Source organism: Sphingopyxis sp. BE235 (assembly GCF_031457175.1).
Lineage (GTDB): Bacteria > Pseudomonadota > Alphaproteobacteria > Sphingomonadales > Sphingomonadaceae > Sphingopyxis.
Map to the genome: position 1 here is coordinate 396523 of NZ_JAVDWC010000002.1, position 20521 is coordinate 417043.

The window sequence follows — 20521 nt, forward strand, 5'->3', positions numbered from 1 at the left end:
CGACGAAGCAATCCGAGGCGGTGGACGCGCGCCCCGGATTGCTTCGCCCCGCGGGACGGGGTTACAGCCCCAGCCCTTGAAAACTCGTCTGGTCGAACTTCAGCTTGAAAGTCACGTAAGCGCCCGAGCGCGAGAAGCGCGCGTCCTCGAAATCGCGGTCGTGGAAACCCGCGAAATTATAGCCAAAGGTGATGTTTGCATTCTTCATCGGCGCCAGCGTCAGTGTCGGGCCGCCCGCCCAGCTGACGGTATCGGCGTCGGTGCCGACGCGCACGGTGCCCGACACACCGGCATCGACATGTTCGCCAAGGTTGAAGCGGAAGTCGGCGCCGATCAGGTTCGACCATCCCTTCACATCGTCCGCGCCGAAGCGGTCGAAATTATAGCGCGTGCCCCAGAAGAAGCCGATTTCGGCGCGCTCGTACCAGCCGTCGCCGAACCCGCGGTCGCCGAGCGGAGTCCAGTTCATCGACAGGCTGTTGAGGAGGCGGCGGCTTGTCGCGTCGCCGTCGATCGTCAGCGTGCCGCCGATCGGGCCGGCCTGACCCGCGACCGCATCGCGAACCTTGTCCGAACGGAACTCGCTCTTGCTGAGCCACGAAATCCGCGAAGCCGCGGGGCGATGCGCCCAGCTCATTTCGAAATTGATGACCTCGGTCGTCGGCATCGTGCCGCTGCCGCTCGCCTTTGCATAGGTGAAGAGCGCGCCGAGTGCGCGGCCCTCGCCGAGCTGGCGGAGCCCGCCGAGCGTCAAGCCATAGCGATTGGCGAGTTCGCCATCGCGATACTCGGCGCGGCCAGTGAGCGTCCAGCGGTCGGCGCGGTATGTGGCGCCGGTGCTGATCGCGAGGAAATCTTCGGTCAGTGTGCCATTGCCGCCCAGGAAACCGCCCGAGGCGACCGGCTGATCGACGTTGAGCACGTCGCGCGCGCTGATCCCGCCAATCGTACGATTGCCGCCGACCGAGAGATCGACCGACCAGCGTTCGCCGAGCTTCAGCGACTGCGACAGGCCATAAGCGGCAAAGCTGCGCGGGCCATACTCACCGATTTCCTGCTGGTTCGCGGTCGCGAGCAGCCGCGCCCCCGACCAAGGCGTCAGGTCGAAACCCAGCCGCGCGGTGCGCGCCTTGATCGTATCGCCGTCGGCGATCTCGTAGCTGCCGACCAGATTGACGTCGCGATTGATCGCGTAGCGCGCGCCTAGGCGATGCCGCGTCGGGAAATCGATGCTCGCATCCTTGCCGCCCAGTGCGAATTCGGTCTGCGCGTCGATTTCGAGGCGCTTGCCCATCAGCCGCTGCGTTGCGCCCAGCTGGACGATGTTCGAGCGATTGCGGCTGCCGTCGGTCAGGCGATCGTCGGCGTGGGTCAGCCCGGCGCGCGCGACGCTGGTGCCGTTGTCATATTCGACGAGCGCGCGCGCCGCGCGGCGCCGCGCATTGGTGTCGAGATAATCTTCCTGCCACGCGCTGCCGGTCACCGACAGGTTGCGTCCGGCTTTCAGCCGCGCATCGAAACCGAATTTGCGCGTGCCATTCTCGCTGCTGTTGAGCTGGCCGGTGCCGAAACCCGCCTCGCGCTCGCGCACATAGGCGAGGAAATCGGCGTTGCTGCTGTGATGCTCGGCCTCGATCAGCCATGCCTTCGCGGTCCCGCCTGCCGCGGTGCTGCCATTGGTCGCCTTGGCGTCGCTGACCGCGAGTTCGGCGCGGACTTCGGTTGCGATGGTGGGGCGATAGCGTGCATCGATACCGCCGAGGTTGGTCTTGGCGTTGCCATCCTCGTCGTGGATGAACGTCGCGCCGACGCGCAGTTTCTCGTCATTCGACTGATAGCTGACGCGGCCGCCAGCGTTGAGGACGCGCTGGCCGACCCCGTCGACCTCATATTCGGCAACGATGAATTGCGGATCGAGGTTCGACGAGCGGCTGAGCACTGGCTCGCGGAAACGGATCGTGCCCGACAGATAGTCGATATCGTAATCGACGTGGCGCGACAGGCTGACGCTGTCGACGATGCGTTCGCTGTGCAGCCGGTCGCGCGTCTCGATGACGATCCGCTCGCTGTTCGGCAGGATATCTTTCGCACCGAGCTGGTACGGCCCGGTCAGGCCATTGCCCTGGATCTCGTCGCGGCGGAAGCGATAGGGGGTGTCGGCGATGAAAGCGGTCGCCGCTACGTTGCGGCCGCGATATTCGGCTTTGCCGCCGTTGAGCGCGCGCTGGTAGCGGGCGAGCTGCGGTTCCGAAATCCCCGTCTCGATATCGCCGAACATCGCGTAGAATTGCGGTCGTTCGAGGCGGAGATAGAGCTTGCGGACCGAGGCGGCGTCATAGCGTGTCTCGTTGCGGTCGGCGTAGATCGTGTAATAGGCACGCGGATCGATCACGCCGCCGAACCGCGTGTCATCCTTGTCCTTGTCGCTGTCGTACGCCAGCGTCATCAGCCATTTTCCGCGCACGCGGCCCTTGGCATAGAGCGCGAGGCGCGCATCGGCGTTCAGATCGTCGAGCGTCTCGGCCACCGGCTCCATCCGATCTCCCAGCGTGTTGTAGCCAACCGTGCCCGCAGCAAAGCCGACGACGGTCCACGGGCGATTGCCCGGATCGAGCCAGGTTTCGATCGTCTGCTTGCGCGTCACCTTGTCGTCGCGGAAGGTGAAATCCATCGCGAGCGTGCCCGACGCGGTCGTCGGTTCGAGCTCGATAGTGGCGATGCCGTCGTCGCCATCGATCTTCCACACCGGCTGCGCGCGTTCGAGGCCCGCGAGCTGGCGCGCCTGCTGCGCATCGGCTTCGACCGCGGGATAGTATGGCGCGGGGACGCTGAAATCGCCTGTTAGCCCGGCGCGGATCGGCTTGCCGTCGCGATCGGTCAGCCGTACCGCGATCACCGGGCGCGTCACGCCATCGGCGACCAGTACCGACTTTTCGCGGATAAGCGACGCGCGCATCGGGGTGATCGAATAATGGACACCTCGTTCGAGCGTTTCGATCGTGACGCCGTTCGCGTCCTTCACTTCGGCGACGAGACGGTTTTCGCCTTCGCGGATTTCGAGCCCGCGCCACAGGCTGACCGCGACACTGCCGTCGGCCGACTTGCTTACGCCTTCGAACGTCAGCGCGTCGGCGGGCTTGCCGTTGACGCGGAGCGACACCGTCTGTCCCGGCGCGTGCTTGATCGCGGCGCGGATCGCCTTGGCGCGCGGGTTGTGATCGGTTTCGGGGAAGAGCCAGCCGATGCCGGGCGCCTGACCCGCGAGCCAATCGCGGTTGGCGCCGGCAGCGTCGGGGTCGCTCAGCACCTTGCGCGCTTCGATGGTTGCCTTGGCCGGCGCGGCGCGGGGGGCACTCGCGACGGCGCGGAAATCGGCGCGCTTAAGCGCACCGCCACGGCCTTCGACGAAGCGCGAGATCGGGCTGTCGGCGCTCTGCGTCGACCGCGCGCAGTCGATCGCCGCGCGGTCGAGCGGCAGCGTCGACGGGTCGATCTGCACGACATGCAGGCCGGGACGCACGCCTTCGAAATGATAACGGCCATCCTCGTCGGTGACGGTGTAGCTGCCGTCCTGCAGCATTACGCGCACGCCCATGACGCCATCGGCCTTGCTCGGATCGACGCTGCAGCCGCCGTCGGTGATGCGGCCGATGATCGTCATCCGGTCGCCGAGCTGGTCGCGTTTTATCGAGATCGTCGCTTCGGCGATATTGCTCGTCGATCCGCGGTTGTCGGTGGCGGCGGCGCGGTTGAGCGCATTGCCCGGCTGCGCCGACACGATGACTTCGGCCAGATAGGTGAGAAGGACCGAGCGCGATGCCGCGATAGTGGGCAGGGTGACGGCGAACTCGCGGCCGTTGGCGGCGACGTCGGCGGTCACGCGCACGCCATCGACGCGCACCGTATCGGCGCGCAGGCGCATACCCGCGGGCAGCACATCGCGGACGGTTACGGCGCCGGTGTTGCGGCGCGTGTCGCGGTTGGCAACCTCGATCCGATATTGGATTACATCGCCGGGCACCGCGACCTGCGTCGAGGTCGTCTTGCGCAGAACCAGCGGCAGCCCCGGCTGATCAACCGGAATGTCGACGCGAACGGGCGCGGGACTGTTCAGTGTGAAGGCATTGCTATAGCTCGCGCCGGTGATCGTGAACGGCTGGCCGTCGTCGGGACGGCGCAGGCCGGCGAGATCGGCGGCGCTCGATTTCGACGGCGCGGTATAAGGCGCGGGCGGCGAGACGATCAGGCGATAGGTGCCCGGCGCGACAAAGGGAAAGCGATAGTCGCCCGGCGGGAAGTCGTACGTCGTTCCGCCCGCATCGGTGACGCTCTGGCCGGTGACGACGCTCGACGGATAGGCCGAGACGCCGTCGTCGCCGAACACCTGTGCAGGCAGGCCGGTCGCGGTGTCGACGATCGTCACGCGGCTGCCTGCAACGGGCGCGCCGTCGCCGCTGTCGAAGACGATGCCAAACGGATCGACGAGGAAGTCGATCGTCGCGAGTGCGACGAGGCTGGCGTTCGCCTGATCGGTGACGCGCAGTGCCAGGGGAGCGCCCGGATTGACCGACAGGCGACAGTCGCCCGCGACCACGGCGGGCGGAACACCGATCGTGTTGATGATGCCGACGAACTCGCCGCTGCTGTTGGCGGTCTCGGTCAGGATGACTGCTTCGCGGTCGCCATTTTCGAGCTCGAGGACGACGGGCAGGGTGTCACGCGCCTGCGGATCGGCATTGGCCGATGCGAGCGTGACCCCGACGACCAGCACTTCGCCGGCGCGGAAATTATTGGTGCTTTGGAGCGACGCGGGGGCGGTCGAGATACCCTCATAGACGCCGCCGAGGTCGATGGAACTCGTCGCGCTGCGCGCCGCGGGGCGGCTACACTGCGTCGGCGCGAGTGCCACCGATTTGTTGCCGCTGCCATTTGTCAGGCGATAGGTGGTGATCGTCGGCGGCTCGGGCGGACGCGCCGTTACCGTCACGTCGACGCGGTTCGACAGCGCCTGACCGGGCTGCCCGTCGTGCGTCCACTGCGCCGAAGCCGTGTTCGTGATCACCTGTGCGTTCGCCGTGGATATCGCAGGCAGCATCGCTGCCGCGACCAGGGCGGTCACAAGGCCGGAAAATTTCGTGCGGAGTGCCATAACAGCCCCGAAGGGAGCAGCGGGAGGCGGTTTTTGGGCCGCACCCGCTGCTCCACCGGTTATCCGATCAGTTGACCGTTGCGCGGAAAACGAGCGTGCTTGCGGCGCCCGCGGCGATCGACGCGATCGTGCCCGACACGTTCGGCGCCGTGTAACTGCCGCCCGCGGTGCCGTTGAAGTCACACGTCCCGCTAGTCACCGTGCCGCCCAGCAGGATCGTGCCCGCATTGAACGTCAGCTGGCCCGGAACCGGGTCGTTGATCACCACCGAGGTCGCGGCAGCGCCACCACTGTTGGCGACGGCGATGCAATATTCGACCACGGCACCCGGGATCAGCTTCGGATTCGTCGTATTGTTGAACGGATCCGAAATGACGCGGCTGGTCTTGGTGACCGTCAATGTCGCCGTCTGCACCGTATAGTCGTCGTTGTCGCTATGCGAGCCGTCGCGTGCGACATCGCCAGCCACGCCCGCGATATCGGCAAAGACTGTATCCTTGCCTGCGGTGTTCGCACCCGTGGTCTCGGTGATTGCGGCACCCTGGGTGCCGACAAGCCCGCCTTCGCGCGCGGTGGCACGCAGCGTCACGCCGGCAACCGCATTGTTGGCGAGGCCAGCCGGGATATCGGAGACGACGAACAGGCGAATCGCCGTGTCGACGACGAGCTCGTCGACATAAGCCGTGATGAGCGTGTCGCCCACATCCCAGCTTCCCACGGTGCCGGTCACGCTATTGTCGCGATAGATCCGGACGTTATTGGCGTTGAACGTGTCGGTGCCGCCGTGCGAGGCGGTCCCCCCCACGATCTGCGACGCGACGAGCGCGAAGTCGAGCACTTCGTTCGAGCTGTTGGTCAGCTGGAACGTCGTGACGGCATTCGTCTGTCCGGGCACGACATTGGTCGTGACCGTGCCGACTTCTTCGACGAGCAGGTTGATCTTGCGGTCGACGGTGAAATTGTTCGACGCCGACTGCTGTCCCTGTGCGACGCCACCGACCTGATAGTCGACGGTGGCGGTATTCGTGATCGTGGTGCCCGCGGTCGTCCCGGCGGCAAAAGCCGGCGTGGCGACGACGCTCGAAAGCGCCGCCAGACCGATGACACCCGTATAAGTCAGCTTGCTGGTCATAGCTGAGCTCCTGGGCTTTATGTTGGTTGCCGTTTCCCCACCGCTGGCAACCGTTAAGCGGTTTTATTCCTTCGCTATTTGACAACTCCCCGAAACATGAGCTTGCCCGTGGCACCGACCGGGATCGGTTTCTGGAAAGCCCAACGGACATGCGTGACATCGGCGGGCTGCGCCGCGCGGCGCGTGCCGCCCTCCATCGGAACCGAAAGGTCGGCAAGCAGTCCCCACTGCTTGCCGCCATCCACGGAAACGAACGGGCGCGTGTCGCCGGCGTCAGCAAAGCGGACCGCCGATGGCATCGGGTTGGTGATCACGAACTTGTCCGCCGGCTGCGCGCTGGCGTTGCGATAATTGAGCACGAAAACGAGCCGGTCGCCGGGAACGACGACTTTCGGTTCTTCGAGCAATATCCGCTGCTTGCCTTGGGCATCGGTCGATACGCATTCGACGAACACGGCGTTGTCGAGCGCAACCTGGTTCGCGGCGAACGCCTGGCCGGGTGCGAGCATGACGAGCAAAAGGAAAAGGGCGGTGCGCATACGCATCTCCATCAATCGATCTTGGTCTGGAAGGTGACGGTGCGGGTTTGACCGCCGGCAACGGTGCCGAGCGCGACATTGACTCGCGTGCCGTTGTAATCGCCCGCATCGGCGTCGGCCGCATCGGACAATCCGCTGCCGCCGAGTGTGATCGAGCCGGGCACATAGCTGGTGTCCGCGGGAATATTGTCGGTGATCGCAAGGCCGATGACCGAACCGCTGCCCGCGACGGTGGCAACGATCGTATAGGTGATCGTCGCGCCCGGCACCGGATCGGTTGTGCTCAGCGAATTGGTAACCACCGCCGATTTGACAAGCGTGACGGTCGCGGCCGAAACGACAAACGCTCCCGCATCCTGCCCATCGGCGCCGGTCGAGCCGACGACGGCATCGCCGCCGCCTTCGCCCTGGCCGGCAAAGCTGTCACCGGGATCGCCGGTGCCTGTCTTGGCCGCCGCGACGAGGCTGACGATGCCGCGATTGCCGTCGACCACGGTGCCCGGCGTCGTCGCGAGGACGAAGACGGTGACGCTCTGGTCGGGACTCAGCGACGGATCGTTCGCGCCCGGCGTATAGAGTGTGTCGGTGCCGGCGTCGAAAAGGCCGTCACCGTTATCGAGATAGATTTGTGTGACCGCGGGGTCGTAATTATCGCCGCCCGCGTCCGCGATCGTCGTCAGTCCGAACGCTTCGACACCGTTGCCGTTGTTGGTGACCGAAAAGGTCAGCAGCTGTCCCGTCGCGCCGGGCGTCGTCGGAACGTCGGCGGGATTGCTTGAATCGACCGTGACGTCGAGCAGTTCGTCGACGAGCAGGTCGACGCGGTTCGAATCGACCGTCGTCGTGCCGCCGCCCGTATCGAAGCTCGCGCTCGCGGTATTGCTGATGGTGGAGCCGGCGCGTGTGCCGGCGGCCTCAGCCGGTGCCGGCAGCGCGAGCGCGGCCAGCACGGCAATGATTGAACAAGAGGGAAGAAGCCGATGCTTCGCGCCCCCCACAGGCGCTATCATCATCACTTTGACTCCGAATAGGTTGGTCCTTGGAGCCTTCAGTCGCCGATAAAGGGTAATTTCTGGTTAAAAAGCAGGAAGGAAGACGCCTTTTGACCCAGATAGGGACAGGGATTGTGTCAGGTTTGTAGCAAAACGGGCCGACTGGCGCGGAAACCAAAGGTCGCGTAAGACGAGGCAGTTAACGAGGAGAGCAGGGGTGGCGGAGGAGCGGGGCAGCAAGGATGGGCGTCCGCCGCGCATCAATCCGCTGCACCAGATCGAGATCGACGATTTCCGTCGCGACCGGCTTCTCGCGGCGCTGGCACTGCTTTTTGGCGCCAGCTTCTGTCTCATACTGCCCTTCGCGCTGCAGGCGGGCGCCGAATTCTTCCTGCCGCTGACCGCGGCGATCGTCATTGCGATCGCACTCGTCCCCTTGCTCGAATGGCTCGAACGGCGCGGACTGCCGTCGGCACTCGCGGCTTTCCTTGCGCTTGCGGCCTTTTTGGCGATTATCAATGCGGCGCTCGCGATCATCGTCGTGCCCGCCACAGGCTGGTTCGCGCGGCTTCCCGATTCGATCCCGCGCATCCAGAGCAACCTGGCGCCGCTGATCGATTTTTATTCGACGCTGCAACGCTTCGTCGATCGCACGCTGATGTCGGTGGCCAGCGGGACCGAGGCAACGGCGCAGGCCGTGGCGGCGACCGCGCCGACATCGGTCGTCGACTATTTCATCTCGTCGGCGCCCGCCGCCGCGATCCAGCTCTTTTTTGCCGTGCTCGTGATCTTCTTCTTCCTGTCGGGCTGGACGCGGCTGCGCAAGGGCACGATCCGGCGTCGCGGCAGCTTCGACGGCGCGATGCAGACCGCGCGGGTGATCCAGAATGTCGTCGATGCGACCGCCGACTATCTGGCGACGATCACGATGATCAACGCGATTCTCGGCCTGACCGTCTCGCTCCTGCTCTGGGCGCTCGGAATGCCGTCGCCCTTCATGTGGGGCGGGATCGTCAGCATCTGCAATTTTGTGCCCTATCTGGGGCCGATCGTCGCCGCGGTGCTGCTCGGGCTCGGCGGACTGATGACCTTCGATGCCGTCGGACTCGCGCTGCTGCCCGCGCTGATCTTCATCGGCGTCCATCTGGTCGAGGCGAATTTGATCACCCCGCTGGTGCTCGGCAAGCGCCTGACGATCAATCCGCTGCTGATTCTCGTGTCGCTCAGTTTCTGGGGGTGGGTGTGGGGGACACCGGGCGCGTTGCTCGCCGTGCCGCTGCTGCTCATCCTGCAAACGGTGCTCGCATCGACCGGCACCCCCGATCTGGCGGGTTTCCTGTTCGAACATGGTACTTTGACGACGACCGACGACGTGCGCGATCGATTAAATCGCACGCATGAGGAAAGCGACGGTTGACAGGTCGGGGCGAGCGCCATATTGGCGCGGCTCCCAAGCACACGCGGGTGTAGCTCAGTTGGTTAGAGTGCCGGCCTGTCACGCCGGAGGTCGCGGGTTCGAGCCCCGTCACTCGCGCCATTCCTTCCATTTTCGGACGGAATGGCCACCGCGTCTTGGGACCATTCCATCACTGGAAATCGGGAAAAATGGCGCGGCGTTTCAGCCGCGCCATTTCCCCAATTCCATCCAGCGCAGCAGCGGCTTCAGCGGCAGGATCCAGACAATCCCTGCCGCAAGATAGAAGACCGCCTGCACCAGTACCGGCCATGTACCGACCCATGGTGACACGCTGACGACAATGCCCGTCCACACCGCGATCAACGCGAGAATCAGGAACATGCCCGCAGGCTTACGCCAGCTCGGCTGGGGGCCGGGGGGTATTTGGCTCACAAACGGTCTCCACAGACGATGAATTCTTGTTCGGTCAGGATCGCGTCGAGCGCGATGTCGGTCGATTCGCGCGGCGTCGCATCGATTTCCTGAACTGACCAGCCGATTCCGATCCGCAACGCATCGGGGTGCGCAGCGAAATAGCAATCATAATGCCCGCCACCCTGACCGATCCGGCCGCCCTGACGGTCGAAACCGACGAGCGGGCAAAATATCAGGTTGGGATTCGCCAAAGGCGAATCATCGGCCGGCTGCTGGGTGCCCCACGGCCCTTTCACCAGGGATTCGCCCGGTCGCCAGCGACGAAAGCCCATCGTGTCGACGCGCGCAGCGTGATGGGGCAGGGCGAGCGCTCCGGCATCGGCGAGGCCCGCAAACATCGGCAGGATATCGGGTTCGTCGCCCCACGCGACATAGGCGCCAACGACGGCGTGATTGGCGAGAAGCTCGGAAAGCGGTGCGGGCAGCGCGCGAAAGGCCGCCAACTGCGCCATGCCGTCGAGGTTGTCGGCGAAATGCTTGCGGCGAAAGCGCAATTTTTCGCGCAATTTCTGTTTTTGCTGGACCAGATCGGCGGACAAGTCGGTCATCGCCTCCTCTGGGACTTGCTGGGTGGTTGGCGGGACCGCCGAGGTCGTTTGCTGGAAAGTCCTCTGACGCCAGTAACGTCAGGTGGGGACCATGTACGTCGGACCAGGGTCCGGGCAGGGACAGCCCCCTAGGATGATGTATCGCCTCAGGGATTTTCGCAAAAGCTCGTGCCGGGCAGTACCCGCCATTCCCTATGTAGGGGCGCGGGCCCGCTTGCTCAAGGGAGTTGCTCGACTTTCGCAGCTAGTGCCTCGATCCGGTCGGCGATTTGCAGCAGTGCGCGATCATGCGCGGGTTTCGTGGATGGCGCAGCGGCTGGCCCGGCCTGAAGCACAGCCTCCAGCTCCTTGAGCGCGGCCTGTTCGCGCGTCACCGCCGCGCGCAGCTCGTCACGCGCCGTCGCCTCGCGGCTTTCGGCAAGCGCCACCGCGGCGCGAAGCGAATCGGATTGCGGTTCGGACTTTTCGATCTTGCCCTTCGCGTCCTGCGCATCGTCGGCGAGCATCAGCGCGGCGAAAAGCAGCTGACGAACCTCGGTCCCGCCCGGCATTTCGCGCGCCTTTTCGTCGACGACGGCGGCAAGCTGAAGAAGCTGCGATTCCTGTCCATCCTCGCAATGGAGGTCGTAGGGGCGTCCCGCGATCGTGAGTTTCACGTCAGCCACGGTCGGCCTCCGCGATCAGCCGATCGAGTTCGCCGATGACAGCGGCAACCTCTGCCTTCAATGCCGACTGGTCGGCGGCGGGGGCTGCGCCGGCCGATTCGGGCCGGTTTGCGCGGTCGGCGAGCGCCTTTTCGATGCGGCTCAATGCGCGTTCGATACGGCCGATGGCCAGGCTGGATTCGTCGAGATCGAGTTCCATGACGAAGGGTTAGCAGCGCCGGGGAGGGCGTGCAATTGCCCTGTCGGTCGAAAATGCGCCGATTTTCCGTCACGGGCGGTTGACTCCTGCCCCCGCCGCCGCAAAGGGCTGTCCGCATCCGATCCAGACGCTACGTCCGGCGTCTACCCAGCCATTTCCGGGGGACCAATGACATTGCCTGAACGCCAGCTCGCCAACGCAATCCGCGCGCTTGCGATGGATGCTGTACAGGCCGCAAACAGCGGCCATCCGGGGATGCCGATGGGCATGGCCGACGTCGCCACGGTCCTTTATTCGGATTATCTGAAGTTCGATCCCGTCGACCCCAAATGGGCCGATCGCGACCGATTCGTTTTGTCGGCAGGGCACGGCTCGATGCTCGCTTATGCGACGCTGCATCTCGCCGGCTATGCGCGGCCGACGATCGGCGACATTCGCAATTTTCGCCAGCTCCACAGCCCGTGTGCAGGCCACCCCGAGAATTTCGAGCTCGAAGGCGTCGAAACGACGACCGGGCCGCTGGGGCAGGGGCTTGCCACCTCGGTCGGCATGGCGATCGCCGAGCGGCATCTCAATGCCATCTATGGCGACGACCTTGTCGACCATCGCACCTGGGTGATCGCGGGCGACGGCTGCTTGATGGAAGGCATCAATCACGAAGCGATCGGGCTCGCCGGACATCTCGGCCTCGGCCGCCTGACCGTATTGTGGGACGACAACAAGATCACTATCGACGGATCGACCGACCTGTCGACCAGCGAAGACATTCCGGCGCGCTATGCGGCGACCGGCTGGCATGTCGAAAGCTGCGACGGCCATGATCCTGCCGACATCCGCCGCGCGATCGACGCCGCGCTCGCCGATCCGCGCCCGTCGCTGATCGCGTGCCGCACGATCATCGGTTTCGGCGCCCCCAACAAGCAGGGCACCTCGGCGACGCACGGCGCCCCGCTCGGTGCCGACGAGATTGCCGCCGCGCGTATGGAACTGGGTTGGACTGCCGAACCGTTCGTCATTCCCGCCGACATCGCTTCGGCGTGGGCGGCGTTCGGCGAGAAGGGCAAAAAACTTCACGCAGAATGGAATGATCGACTCGCAAATAGCGATAAGAAAACGGAATTTTCTGATCGCATCGCCGGCCAGATCGTTCCGGGTGACGCCTTCAAAACCTATCTCGACGGTCTGGTTGCCGAACCGCCGAAGGTCGCGACGCGCAAGGCTTCGGAAAACACGCTCGGCGCGCTGACCGCCGATATCGCGGCGCTCGTCGGCGGCAGCGCCGACCTGACGGGTTCGAACAACACCAAAACATCGTCGACCAAGCCGCTGACCAAGGACGATTATTCCGGCCGCTATATCTATTACGGCATCCGCGAATTCGGCATGGCGGCCGCGATGAACGGCATGGCGTTGCACGGCGGCGTTGTGCCCTATGGCGGCACCTTCCTTGTCTTCGCCGACTATTGCCGCGCTGCGATCCGCCTGTCGGCGCTTCAGCAGCAGCGCGTCGTCTATGTGATGACGCACGACAGCATCGGGCTCGGCGAAGACGGTCCGACGCACCAGCCGATCGAGCATCTCCAGTCGCTCCGCGCGATGCCGAACCTGCTCGTGCTGCGCCCCGCCGATGCGGTCGAAACCGCCGAATGCTGGGCGCTGGCGCTCGCGCAGGAAAGCCGGCCTTCGTTGCTCGCGCTGACGCGTCAGAACCTCCCGCCGCTGCGTCATGACGTCACCGAAAATCTTTGTCTGAAAGGCGGTTACCGCCTTCGCGACGCCTCCGCGGCGCGCGAGGTCGTGCTCGTTGCGACCGGCTCCGAAGTGTCGCTCGCGATCGAAGTCGCCGACAAGCTAGAAGCCGCGGGTCACGGCGTCGACGTCGTCTCGATGGTCTCGACCGAACTGTTCGACGAACAGACCGCGGCCTATCAGGCCGATATCCTGCCCGACGACGCGCTGATCGTGTCGATCGAGGCGGGCACGACCTTTGGCTGGGAACGCTACACCGGCCGCCACGGCCTGCGCTTCGGCATCGACAGCTTCGGCGCCTCGGCACCGATTGAAGACCTATTCAAGCATTTCGGCCTTACCGCCGATGCTATCACCCCCCAGATACTGGCAAAGCTCGGCAACTAAGCACCGGCTTATCCCACGCAGAAAGGATTTTTCGACATGGCAGTAAAGGTTGCAATCAACGGTTTCGGACGCATCGGCCGCAATGTGGCGCGCGCGATTCTGGAGCGTAGCGATCACGATCTCGAGCTGGTGTCGATCAACGATCTGGGTGATGCCAAGGCGAACGCCCGCCTGCTCCGCCATGACTCGGTGCATGGCGCCTTCAACGGGACCGTCGAAATCGACGGCAGCGACCTGATCATCAACGGCAAGCGCATCCAGGTGACCGCCGAGCGCGATCCCGCCGCGCTGCCGCACGCCGCGAACGGCATCGACATCGTGATGGAGTGCACGGGCTTCTTCACCAACAAGGCCGGCGGCCAGAAGCATCTCGACGCCGGCGCCAAGCGCGTGCTGATCTCGGCCCCCGCCAAGGAAGTCGACCTGACCGTCGTCTATGGCGTCAACGACGACAAGATCACCGCCGATCACCTGATCATCTCGAACGCGTCGTGCACCACCAACTGCCTCGCGCCCTTTGCCAAGGTGCTGCATGAAGCGATCGGTATCGAGCGCGGCCTGATGACCACGATCCATGCTTACACCAACGACCAGAAGATCCTCGACCAGATCCACGACGATCCGCGCCGTGCCCGCGCCGCCGCGATGTCGATGATCCCGACCTCGACCGGTGCGGCGGTTGCCGTCGGTCTGGTCCTGCCCGAACTCAAGGGCAAGCTCGACGGTTCGTCGATCCGCGTTCCGACCCCGAATGTGTCGGTGGTCGACCTGACCTTTACGCCGCTCCGCGACACCACCAAGGAAGAGGTCAACGCGGTGCTCAAGGCTGCGGCCGAAGGCCCGCTGAAGGGCGTGCTCGGCTTCACCGAGGAGCCGCTGGTTTCGATCGACTTCAATCACAATGCGGCGAGCTCGACGATCGACAGCCTCGAAACCTCGGTGATCGACGGTAAGCTGGTGCGCGTGCTCAGCTGGTACGACAATGAATGGGGCTTCTCGAACCGCATGATCGACACCGCGGGCGTGATCGCCAAGTTCCTCTGATCCAAAAGGAAACGTCGATGACCGCGTTCAAGACCCTCGACGATATCGGTGACGTCACCGGCAAGCGCGTGCTCGTGCGCGTCGACCTCAACGTCCCGCTGTTCGAAGGCGCGGTCAGCGACGCGACCCGGATCCAGGCAGCGATGCCGACGATCCGCGAATTGTCGGACAAGGGCGCGATCGTCCTGCTTCTCGCGCACTTCGGGCGGCCGAAGGGCGCGAAAAACCCCACTCAATCGCTCAGCCTCGTCATGGGCGGCGTCGAAGACGTCCTCGGCCATTCGGTGATGTTCATCCCCGAAGCCGTGGGCGAGGGCGCCAAGGCGGGCATCGCGGTGCTCGCCGCGGGCGACGTCGCGGTGCTCGAAAACACGCGCTTCTATCCCGGCGAGGAAAAGAACGACCCGGCCTTTGCCGACGCGCTCGCCGAGGTTGGCGATCTCTACGTCAACGATGCCTTTTCGGCGGCACACCGCGCGCATGGCTCGACCGAGGGCATCGCCCGCCGCTTGCCCGCCTACGCCGGCCGCGCAATGGAGGCAGAACTCAAGGCACTCGACGCCGCGCTCGGCAATCCCGAGCATCCGGTCGCCGCGGTCGTCGGCGGCGCGAAGGTGTCGTCTAAGATCGACGTGCTGCGCAACCTCGTCAGCAAGGTCGATCATCTGATCATCGGCGGCGGTATGGCGAACACCTTCCTCGCCGCGCGCGGGGTCGATGTCGGCAAGTCGCTGTGCGAGCATGATCTCGTCGATACCGCCAATGCGATCTTCGACGCGGCCGACGCCGCGGGTTGCACGATCCATCTGCCCTATGACGTCGTGGTGTCGAAGGAGTTCGCCCCGAACCCGCCGACGCGCACCGTCAACGTGCACGAAGTCGCCGCCGACGAGATGATCCTCGACGTCGGCCCCGCAGCGGTCGAAGCGCTCGCCGATGTGCTGAAGAATTGCCGCACGCTCGTCTGGAACGGCCCGCTCGGCGCGTTCGAGACCCCGCCGTTCGACACCGCGACCGTCGCGCTCGCCAAGACAGCTGCGGCGCTGACCCGCGAGGGCTCGCTGATCTCGGTCGCGGGCGGGGGCGATACCGTCGCCGCGCTCAACCATGCCGGCGTGGCCAAGGATTTCACCTTTGTTTCGACCGCCGGCGGCGCCTTCCTCGAATGGATGGAAGGCAAGCCGTTGCCGGGCGTCGACGCACTGAAGGCATAGACTTCCCCGTCGCATTGCATCGCGCCCAAGGGGTCGCTATGCGCAGCGCCACATACGTATGCAAACAACCGGAGATCCTATGACCACCGCCAATGCCGCCATGCTCGACCAGATCAAATCGGGGCAGGGCTTCATCGCCGCACTCGACCAGAGCGGCGGTTCGACGCCCAAGGCGTTGAAGGGCTATGGCATCGAAGCCGACGCCTTCTCGAACGACGAGGAAATGTTCGGCCTGATCCACGACATGCGCAGCCGCATCGTCACCGCGCCCTGCTTCAACGGCGAGAAGGTAATCGGTGCGATTCTGTTCGAGCGCACGATGGACGGCGAAGCCGGCGGCAAGTCCGTTCCCGCACTACTCTGGGAGCGCGGCGTCGTTCCGTTTCTGAAGGTCGACAAGGGGCTCGAAGACGAAGCCGACGGCGTTCAATTGATGAAGGCCAATCCGGGTCTCGATGCGCTGTGCGAGCGCGCGGTCGCCAAGGGCGTATTCGGCACCAAGATGCGCAGCGTCGTCAACCTCGCCAACCCGGTCGGGATCAAGGCGATCGTCGAACAGCAGTTCGCCGAAGCCGCGCGCATCGCCGCGCACGGCCTCGTCCCGATCATCGAACCCGAAGTGAACATCAAGAGCGCCGAGCGCGATGCGGCGGATCGCCTGCTGCTCAAAGAAACGCTCGCGGCGCTCGACGCCTGGACCGGCGCGCCGGTGATGCTGAAGCTGTCGCTGCCGACCGAGGCCGGCCTGTTCCAGCCGCTGGTCGATCATCCGAAGGTGCTGCGCGTCGTCGCGCTGTCGGGCGGTTTTGCCCGCCCCGAAGCGTGCGTCGAACTGGCGAAGAACCCGGGCATCATCGCGAGCTTCAGCCGCGCTTTGCTCGAGGATCTGCGCCATCAGATGAGCGACGACGAATTCAACGCGTCGCTCGGCGGCGCGATCGAGGAAATTCACGCGGCCTCCGTGGCCTAGGTGATGGGAGAGCGGTGGCAAGCCGTCGACAACTATATCGCCGCCAAATTGCTTGGCGCCGATGACGCGCTTGCCACCACCCTCGCCAACAATGCTGAACAAGGCCTGCCGCCGATCGACGTGTCGGCGGCGCAGGGCAAGATGCTCTTCCTGCTCGCGCAGATGGCGGGCGCGAAGCGGATACTCGAAATCGGGACGCTCGGCGGTTACTCGACGATCTGGCTAGCCCGCGCGCTGCCCGATGGCGGCGAGCTGGTGACGCTGGAACTCGAAGACCATCACGCGAAGGTCGCTCACCAGAATCTGGAACGCGCCGGGGTATCGGACAAGGTCGATATCCGCGTCGGCCCCGCGGCTGGGAGCCTTGCGGCGATGACCGGCGAAGAGCCGTTCGATTTCGTCTTCATCGATGCCGATAAGCAGAGCAACGCGCTTTATGTCGCCGAAGCGATCCGGCTCGGGCGCCCCGGCACCATGATCATCGTCGATAATGTCGTCCGCGAAGGCGGGGTGCTGGAGGCGGACAGCGACGACGAGCGGATCATCGGCACCCGCGCGCTGTTTGACATGCTCGCCGCCGATTCCCGCCTCGATGCGACCGCGATCCAGACCGTCGGCGCGAAAAAATGGGACGGATTCGTACTGGCGCGGGTGCTTTAGAGCCCGCCCGCGAAGCGGAACGAGAAGCGATAGTCCGCCGGCTTGATCGCCACATTGGTCATCTTTTCCGGCCGCACCGATTCGAGCGTGAACTGCCCATCGGCAAGCTGAGTCGGTTCGCCCAGCGTCGCCTCGAATGGCTGTTTCTCGCCATTGCCGCGGATCCAGACCATCTTCACCCGCACGCGTCCCGCCCACACGCAGCGTGCGTTCATCGGGCAGCGGCTGTCTTCCAGCACCTCGACGGGCTGGACGATCGGACCATCGACATAGGCTTTCTGGCCGAGCGCGACGTCGCTGCCGTCGGGCAGCGGCGCGGCGCGCGTCGTGGCGCAGGCGGACATGGCAAGCGCGGCGGGGAGGGCGAGGATCGCGAGGCGGTGGAAGTTCTGCATTTGCCCGTCTGTGACCTCGCCGCTATGAACGCGCCATGAAAGCACCAACCTGCCAACTTTACCTGATTTCGCCGCTCGATGTCGGCGGCGATTTTCCCGATCGGCTCGCCGAAGCACTCGGCGCCGGCCCGGTCGCCGCGTTCCAGTTTCGCGTCAAGGAGATCGACCAGCACGAGGCCGCGCGGCTCGCCGAACCGCTGCAGGCGATCTGCGCCGCGCACGACGTGGCGTTCATCGTCAATGACGATGTCGCGCTAGCGAAGCGGCTGGGTGCCGATGGCGTGCATCTGGGGCAGGATGACGGCGACCCGCGCGAGGCGCGCCAGCTCCTCGGCCCGCAGGCCCAGATCGGCGTGACCTGTCATGCAAGCCGCCATATGGCGATGGAAGCGGGTGAAGCGGGCGCCGATTATGTCGCCTTCGGCGCCTTTTTCCCGACGACGACCAAGGCGGTCGAGCATCATGCGGAGCCTGAGATTCTCGAATGGTGGCAGGGCATGTTCGAACTGCCCTGCGTCGCGATCGGCGGAATCACTGTCGACAATGCGCCGGCGCTGATCGACGCGGGCGCTGACTTTCTTGCCGTATCGGGTGGCATTTGGGCGTACCCTGAGGGCCCTGCGGCAGCTGTGCGCGCGTTCAGCGTGCTCCTCGAAGATCAGCCCGCCGGGTAATCGCGTCCGGGCGTGTTCGGACGATCTTTGGACGCACGCGGCGGCGCATCCTTGCGCCAGCCAAAAAGGCCGGCGCAAGGTGCCCCGCGCGACGAAGTTGCTGCGTTGCCGCGTGGGGGCGGCGGGGTAGGGTCCGAAAGATCGATACTCATCATGGCGGCGGATATGGCATTGATGTCGCGCGTTCTATTGGATCGATGCGTCAAATCGACTTCGGTTCGTCGCCTTTTCGCTTGCGCAAGGGTGGGCGTGTCGCAACACAGCGGTTGGGGAGAATATTATGACCGAAACTACCGTGGCGCCGACGTCGCGCGGCCGCGAACTCACGATCCGCGCAATCCTGCTCGGCGGGCTGCTCACGCTGATGTTCACCGCAGCGAATGTCTATCTGGGGCTGAAGGTCGGGCTGACCTTTGCGACCTCGATTCCCGCGGCGGTGATTTCGATGGCGTTGCTGCGTTATATGGCCGGGTCGACGATCCTTGAGAATAATATCGTCCAGACGATCGCGAGCGCCGCGGGCACGCTGGCCGCGATCATCTTCGTGCTCCCGGGCCTGGTCATGGTCGGTTACTGGCAGGGCTTCCCGCTGCTGGAGACCACCGCGATCACGATGCTCGGCGGCATATTGGGCGTGCTGTTTTCGGTGCCGCTGCGCCGCGCGCTCGTCGTCGATTCGGACCTTCCCTATCCCGAAGGGCGCGCCGCCGCCGAGGTGCTGCAGGTCGGCGCCGCGAGCGCCGAGGGCGCCGAGGAAAATCGCGCCGGGCTCTCGGCCTTGCTGTGGAACAGCATCGTCGCCGCGGTCTTTACCCTGATGACCCAGATGAAACTCGCGGGCGCAGAGGTCGCGCGCTGGTTCGCGGTCGGCACCGGCGCGACGGGCATCGCAGGCGGCCTCGCCTTTGCGCTGTTCGGCGTCGGCCATCTCGTCGGCCTTTCGGTCGGCATGGCGCAGCTCGTCGGAATGGTCACCGGCTGGTGGGTGCTGCTGCCGATCCTGACGCAGGGCGGAGCGGGCGATGCCGAAACGCTGGCGAACACGGTGTTCCGCGCCGACGTGCGCTTCTTTGGCGCCGGCGTCATCGCGGTCGCCGCGATCTGGACGCTGATCAAGATCGCGGGGCCGGTGCTCGGCGGCATTCGCTCGGCGATGGCGGCGAGCCGCGCGCGCGAAGGCGGGCAGGCGCTCGCGATCGAAGAACAGGATATGTCTATCAAATGGGTGTTCGGCGGCTCGCTGGCGCTGATGCTGCCGATCGGCTGGCTGCTCTGGACGGTGCTCGCGGGCGGGCCGCTTGCGGGATCGTCGATGATCCTAATTGCCGGCGCGATCCTGTTCATCATCATCGTCGGGCTGATGATCGCGTCGGTCACCGGCTATATGGCGGGTCTGATCGGCGCGTCGAACTCGCCGGTGTCGGGGATCGGCATCCTTGCGATCATCGCATCGTCGCTGCTGCTGCTCGGCCTGCTTGGCCGCGGGGGTGGTGAGGAAGAAATCGCCGCGATGGTCGCCTATGCGCTGATCGTCACCGGCCTTGTCTTCGGCATCGCGACGATCTCGAACGATAACCTCCAGGATCTCAAGACCGGCCAGCTCGTGGGCGCGACGCCGTGGAAACAGCAGGTCGCGCTGATCATCGGCGTGATCTTCGGTTCGCTCGTTGTCCCGCCGGTACTCAATGTGCTCAACGAGACCGTCGGCTTCGTCGGTGTTCCGGGTGCGGGGCCTGAGGCCTTGGCGGCACCGCAGGCGGGGCTGATCTCGTCGCTCGCAAAGGGCGTGCTCGGCGGCGATCTTAACTGGACGATGCTCGGCTATGGCGTGCTCGCAGGGATCGGCTTCATCATCGTCGACGCGCTGCTCGGCCGCGCGGGCAAGCTCCGGCTCCCGCCGCTCGCGATCGGCATCGGTATCTACCTGCCGATGGCGGTCATCCTGCCCGTCGTGATCGGTGCGGTCGGTGGCTGGTTCTATGACCGCTGGGCGGCGAAACGTCCGAACGCCAGCTTTGCGCATCGCATGGGCGTTTTGACCGCGACGGGCATGATCGTCGGCGAGAGTCTTCTGGGCGTGTTCTACGCCGGCACCGTCTATGTGACCGACAATGACGCGCCGCTTGCGGTGACCGGCGACGGCTATGCGCCCTATGCGCCGTGGATCGGGCTGATCCTCTTTGTCGTGCTCGTCTGGGCCAGCTATCGGCGCACGCGCCGGCTGGTCGTCGCCACGCCCTGACGCTGCGGCTTGCCCTTCGGCGCTGGCGCGGCTAAAGGCGCGCACCTGATAGCTGTGCCCGGCGGGCGCTG

The 20521-nt window shown here is 65.2% G+C and carries 17 protein-coding genes and 1 tRNA gene; 9 read left to right on the forward strand and 9 right to left on the reverse strand.

Going from position 1 to position 20521, the window contains the following annotated elements:
* Nucleotides 1-61: 61 nt before the first annotated feature.
* From J2X38_RS09125 to J2X38_RS09140, 4 genes are all read right to left on the reverse strand, one after another.
* Nucleotides 62-5149, reverse strand: coding sequence for a hypothetical protein (locus tag J2X38_RS09125; protein WP_310253355.1), 5088 nt, complete (start codon nt 5147-5149; stop codon nt 62-64).
* A 67-nt stretch (nt 5150-5216) separates the two neighbouring features.
* Complete coding sequence (locus J2X38_RS09130) at nt 5217-6281, reverse strand: hypothetical protein (protein ID WP_310253357.1); 1065 nt, start codon at nt 6279-6281, stop codon at nt 5217-5219.
* Nucleotides 6282-6355: 74 nt separating this feature from the next.
* Nucleotides 6356-6820 (reverse strand): hypothetical protein, encoded by a 465-nt coding sequence (locus tag J2X38_RS09135; RefSeq protein WP_310253359.1) that lies wholly within the window; start codon nt 6818-6820, stop codon nt 6356-6358.
* An 11-nt stretch (nt 6821-6831) separates the two neighbouring features.
* Nucleotides 6832-7833 (reverse strand): hypothetical protein, encoded by a 1002-nt coding sequence (locus J2X38_RS09140; protein ID WP_310253362.1) that lies wholly within the window; start codon nt 7831-7833, stop codon nt 6832-6834.
* A 238-nt stretch (nt 7834-8071) separates the two neighbouring features.
* Here J2X38_RS09140 and J2X38_RS09145 point away from each other — a divergent pair, with 238 nt between their 5' ends.
* A complete protein-coding gene (locus J2X38_RS09145) occupies nt 8072-9229 on the forward strand; it encodes an AI-2E family transporter (protein WP_058538218.1) in 1158 nt (385 codons plus the stop codon).
* Nucleotides 9230-9272: 43 nt separating this feature from the next.
* Nucleotides 9273-9349: transfer RNA gene (locus J2X38_RS09150), tRNA-Asp, on the forward strand.
* 81 nt (nt 9350-9430) lie between these two features.
* Here the strand turns inward: J2X38_RS09150 and J2X38_RS09155 are convergent.
* From J2X38_RS09155 to J2X38_RS09170, 4 genes are all read right to left on the reverse strand, one after another.
* Complete coding sequence (locus J2X38_RS09155; protein ID WP_082639402.1) at nt 9431-9661, reverse strand: DUF2842 domain-containing protein; 231 nt, start codon at nt 9659-9661, stop codon at nt 9431-9433.
* A complete protein-coding gene (locus J2X38_RS09160) occupies nt 9658-10251 on the reverse strand; it encodes a 5-formyltetrahydrofolate cyclo-ligase (RefSeq protein WP_310253369.1) in 594 nt (197 codons plus the stop codon). Before J2X38_RS09160 ends, J2X38_RS09155 begins: the two co-directional genes overlap by 4 nt.
* Nucleotides 10252-10469: 218 nt before the next feature.
* Nucleotides 10470-10916 carry a cell division protein ZapA gene (locus tag J2X38_RS09165; RefSeq protein WP_058537982.1) on the reverse strand — a complete coding sequence of 149 codons (447 nt, stop codon included), beginning with the start codon at nt 10914-10916 and terminating at the stop codon, nt 10470-10472.
* The gene (locus tag J2X38_RS09170; RefSeq protein WP_058537981.1) at nt 10909-11115 is read right to left on the reverse strand and encodes a hypothetical protein; all 207 of its coding nucleotides are present in this window, start codon (nt 11113-11115) and stop codon (nt 10909-10911) included. Before J2X38_RS09170 ends, J2X38_RS09165 begins: the two co-directional genes overlap by 8 nt.
* Before the next feature lie 168 nt (nt 11116-11283).
* On the opposite strand from J2X38_RS09170, the gene tkt reads away from it, so the two are divergent.
* The 5 genes from tkt to J2X38_RS09195 all read left to right on the forward strand — a co-directional run bounded on the left by tkt (nt 11284) and on the right by J2X38_RS09195 (nt 17139).
* Nucleotides 11284-13251 carry a transketolase gene (tkt, locus tag J2X38_RS09175; protein ID WP_310253371.1) on the forward strand — a complete coding sequence of 656 codons (1968 nt, stop codon included), beginning with the start codon at nt 11284-11286 and terminating at the stop codon, nt 13249-13251.
* A gap of 36 nt (nt 13252-13287) precedes the next feature.
* Nucleotides 13288-14295, forward strand: coding sequence for a type I glyceraldehyde-3-phosphate dehydrogenase (gene gap / locus J2X38_RS09180; protein WP_310253373.1), 1008 nt, complete (start codon nt 13288-13290; stop codon nt 14293-14295).
* Between the two features lie 17 nt (nt 14296-14312).
* The gene (locus tag J2X38_RS09185) at nt 14313-15509 is read left to right on the forward strand and encodes a phosphoglycerate kinase (RefSeq protein ID WP_310253375.1); all 1197 of its coding nucleotides are present in this window, start codon (nt 14313-14315) and stop codon (nt 15507-15509) included.
* 100 nt (nt 15510-15609) lie between these two features.
* Complete coding sequence (locus J2X38_RS09190) at nt 15610-16479, forward strand: fructose bisphosphate aldolase (protein ID WP_405053456.1); 870 nt, start codon at nt 15610-15612, stop codon at nt 16477-16479.
* Nucleotides 16480-16482: 3 nt separating this feature from the next.
* A complete protein-coding gene (locus J2X38_RS09195; RefSeq protein WP_310253380.1) occupies nt 16483-17139 on the forward strand; it encodes an O-methyltransferase in 657 nt (218 codons plus the stop codon).
* On the opposite strand, the gene J2X38_RS09200 is transcribed toward J2X38_RS09195, so the two are convergent.
* The gene (locus J2X38_RS09200; protein WP_310253382.1) at nt 17136-17534 is read right to left on the reverse strand and encodes a hypothetical protein; all 399 of its coding nucleotides are present in this window, start codon (nt 17532-17534) and stop codon (nt 17136-17138) included. The genes J2X38_RS09195 and J2X38_RS09200 overlap by 4 nt on opposite strands.
* 35 nt (nt 17535-17569) lie before the next feature.
* Between J2X38_RS09200 and thiE the strand changes: the two genes are divergently transcribed.
* Both thiE and J2X38_RS09210 read left to right on the forward strand, forming a co-directional pair.
* Nucleotides 17570-18208 carry a thiamine phosphate synthase gene (gene thiE / locus J2X38_RS09205; RefSeq protein ID WP_310253384.1) on the forward strand — a complete coding sequence of 213 codons (639 nt, stop codon included), beginning with the start codon at nt 17570-17572 and terminating at the stop codon, nt 18206-18208.
* Nucleotides 18209-18488: 280 nt separating this feature from the next.
* Nucleotides 18489-20450: an OPT family oligopeptide transporter gene (locus J2X38_RS09210; RefSeq protein WP_310253386.1), complete on the forward strand. Its 1962-nt coding sequence runs from the start codon at nt 18489-18491 to the stop codon at nt 20448-20450.
* Nucleotides 20451-20521: the final 71 nt, after the last annotated feature.